The sequence below is a fragment of the Thermoanaerobaculia bacterium genome, assembly GCA_035717485.1.
Lineage (GTDB): Bacteria > Acidobacteriota > Thermoanaerobaculia > UBA5066 > DATFVB01 > DATFVB01.
Map to the genome: position 1 here is coordinate 1 of DASTIQ010000327.1, position 3,022 is coordinate 3,022.

The 3,022-nt window shown below is 72.3% G+C and carries 3 protein-coding genes; 1 reads left to right on the forward strand and 2 read right to left on the reverse strand.

The window, feature by feature from the left end:
- Positions 1 to 64: 64 nt before the first annotated feature.
- Both VFS34_17210 and moaC read right to left on the reverse strand, forming a co-directional pair.
- A complete protein-coding gene (locus VFS34_17210) occupies positions 65 to 574 on the reverse strand; it encodes a MogA/MoaB family molybdenum cofactor biosynthesis protein (GenBank protein ID HET9796189.1) in 510 nt (169 codons plus the stop codon).
- Complete coding sequence (gene moaC / locus VFS34_17215; protein HET9796190.1) at positions 571 to 1,071, reverse strand: cyclic pyranopterin monophosphate synthase MoaC; 501 nt, start codon at positions 1,069 to 1,071, stop codon at positions 571 to 573. Before moaC ends, VFS34_17210 begins: the two co-directional genes overlap by 4 nt.
- Before the next feature lie 41 nt (positions 1,072 to 1,112).
- On the opposite strand from moaC, the gene VFS34_17220 reads away from it, so the two are divergent.
- On the forward strand, positions 1,113 to 3,022 hold a 1,910-nt coding region (locus tag VFS34_17220), incomplete at its 3' end, for an NAD(+) synthase (GenBank protein HET9796191.1).

Here is a 3,022-nt window from a genome sequence, read left to right on the forward strand (position 1 = left end):
GGCACCTCTTCAGCGAAGCCGTTCCCGCCGGACGGATCGACGAGCTGATCCGGGGCGGAAACCTCTACCCGGCGCCGCCCGGCTGAGATCGGGGATGGGCCGCCCGTTCCCCCCGCGCGAGCGCGATCGCGTGGGGCAGGAGGGGCGCGACCGCGAGGAAGCACTCCACGGCGCCGCGGGGGGATCCCGGGAGCGCGATGCAGAGGGCCGAGCCCGCGATGCCGGCGACCTGCCGGGAGAGATACGCGGCCGGAAGGGCCCGTCCGGTCTCCGCGCGCATCTTTTCCGCGAGGCCCGGGATCTCGAGGTCGAGCACGTCGCGAAACGCCTCCGGGGTCCGGTCGCGCGGCGAGACGCCGGTTCCTCCCGTCGACAGGATCAGGTCGAAACCGCCGGCGCTCCACCGGCGAATCTTCTCGGCGATCGCCGCCCGGTCGTCCGGAACGACGGCGAGTTCCCCGATCTCCGCCCCGAGCGCCTCCCGGCAGGCGGCGGCGAGGGCCGGGCCGCCCGAATCCTCGCGCTCTCCCGACGCGACGCCGTCGGAAACGGTGAGGACGGCCGCGCGGATCATCGTTTCCGCCGCGGGCTCCGCCCGGCCGCCGACCAGGTCCCGGAGCGCCCGCCGCTCTTCTCGACGAGCGCGATCTCGGCGATGCGGCAGGAGCGGTCGATTCCCTTCACCATGTCGTAGATCGCGAGCGCGGCCGCGGCGACCGCCGTGAGCGCTTCCATCTCCACGCCCGTCCGGGCTTCCGTGGTCGCCCGTACCGAGATCGCGGCGGACCGGCGCTTCGCGTCGAGCGCGATCTCGACCGAGATCCCGTCGAGGGGAACCGGGTGGCAGAGCGGAACGATCTCCGACGTGCGCTTGGCGGCCTGGATCGCGGCGATCCGGGCGACCGCGAGGGCGTCGCCCTTGGCGAGCGCGCCCCGGGCGAGCGCCGCGTAGGCCTCCCTCGACAGGCGCACCTCCCCTCGCGCCGCGGCGACCCGCCGCGTGACCGGTTTCTCCCCGACATCGACCATGCGCGCGTTTCCCCGCGCGTCCACGTGCGTTTGCCGCGCCATCGAGCCGATTCTAAGCGCGTCGGGCGTGAAATAATCCCGGCGTGCGCTCTCCCGCCGAGTTCGGCTTCGTCCGGGTCGCCGCCGCGGTGCCCCTCTGCGCCCCCGCGCGGCCCGACGTGAACGCCGAGAGAATCGCGGCGCTCGCCGCGAAGGCCGAGGAGGACGGCGCCCGGCTCGTCGTCTTTCCCGAGCTCGCCATCTCGGGGTACACCTGCGGGGATCTCTTCCTGCAGAAGCGGCTCGAGGAGGCGGTCCGGAACGCCGCGGGGGAGCTCGCCGGCGCGCTCCCCCGATCCCTCGTCACCGTCGTCGGGGCGCCATGGCGTTACCGGGGGATGCTGTTCAACGCGGCGCTCGTGTACTCGCGGGGAAAGCTCGCCGGAATCGTCCCGAAGACGTTCCTTCCGAACTACAAGGAGTTCTACGAGAAACGGTGGTTCGTGTCGGGCGCCGCGGTCGACGGCGGGGACTGCGACGTCGCCGGCGAAACGGTGCCCTTCGGCCGCGATCTGCTCTTCCGGGCCGCGTGGGAGCGCGAGGTCGTCGTCGGCATCGAGATCTGCGAGGACCTCTGGGTGCCGACCCCGCCGTCGTCGGCGCAGGCGCTCGCCGGCGCGCAGATCCTGCTGAACCTCTCGGCTTCCGACGAGACGATCGGGAAGAGCGACTACCGGCGCACCCATCTCGTCGCGGCGCAGTCCGCCCGCTGTCTCGCGGGGCTCGTGTACGTGTCCTCGGGACCGGGGGAGTCGTCCTCGGACCTGGTGTTCGGAGGCCACGCCCTGATCGCCGAGAACGGCGCGATCCTCGCCGAGGACCGGCGCTTCCAGGAAGGCCCGACGCTCACCGTCACCGACGTCGACGTGGACCGCCTCACCGCCGACCGCGACCGGACCGGCAGCTTCGCCGATGCCGCCGCCGCGAGCTCCGCGCGGTTTCGCACGGTGACCGTCTCCGAGAAGGCGGCGGCCTCCCGCCGATTCACCCGGAGGATCGAACCGGCGCCCTTCGTCCCCGCCGACCCGGCGACGCTCGACGCGCGCTGCGAGGAGGTCGTGCAGATCCAGACCGGCGGGCTCGTCCGGCGGCTGCGGCACCTCTCCCGGCTCCGTCCCGTCGTCGGCCTCTCGGGAGGACTCGATTCGGCGCTCGCGGCGCTCGTCTGCGCGCGGGCGCTCGCGGACATGAACGTCGAGCCGCGGTCGCTCCTGGCGGTCGCGATGCCGGGCCCCGGCACCTCGGACCGGACCCGTGAGAACGCCCGGAAGCTCGCCGGCGCGCTCGGCGCCGAGCTCCGGGAAATCGCGATCGACGACGCCGTCTCGCGGCACCTCCGGGACATCGGCCATTCCGGCGATCCGGACCGGACGTTCGAGAACGCGCAGGCGCGCGAACGGACGCAGATCCTCATGGATCTCGCCAACGCGGAGGCGGGGATCGTGATCGGCACCGCCGACCTCTCCGAGATCGCCCTGGGATGGTCGACGTACGGCGGCGACCACATCTCGATGTACGACGTGAACGCGTCGGTTCCGAAAACGCTCGTCCGGCAGGTGGTCGCCTGGTTCGCCCGGCGCGGCTCCGGGGCGCTCTCGGCCGTGCTGGCCGACATCCTCGAGACTCCCGTCTCCCCCGAGCTCCTTCCCTCCCGGGGCGGGATCATTCACCAGAAGACCGAGGAGATCCTCGGCCCCTTCGAGCTCCACGACTTCTTCCTGTACCATTTCCTGCGAGGCGGCGATCCGCCGAAGAAACTCCTCTTCCTGGCGGGGCGCGCGTTCGACGGGGTCTACCCGGAGGAAGTCCGGATCAAGGCCTTGCGGACGTTCGTGACCCGGTTCTTCGCCAACCAGTACAAGCGAAACGCGATGCCCGACGGGCCCAAGGTCGGCACCGTCGCGCTCTCGCCGCGCGGCGACTGGCGGATGCCGGCCGACGTCTCCGCGGAGAC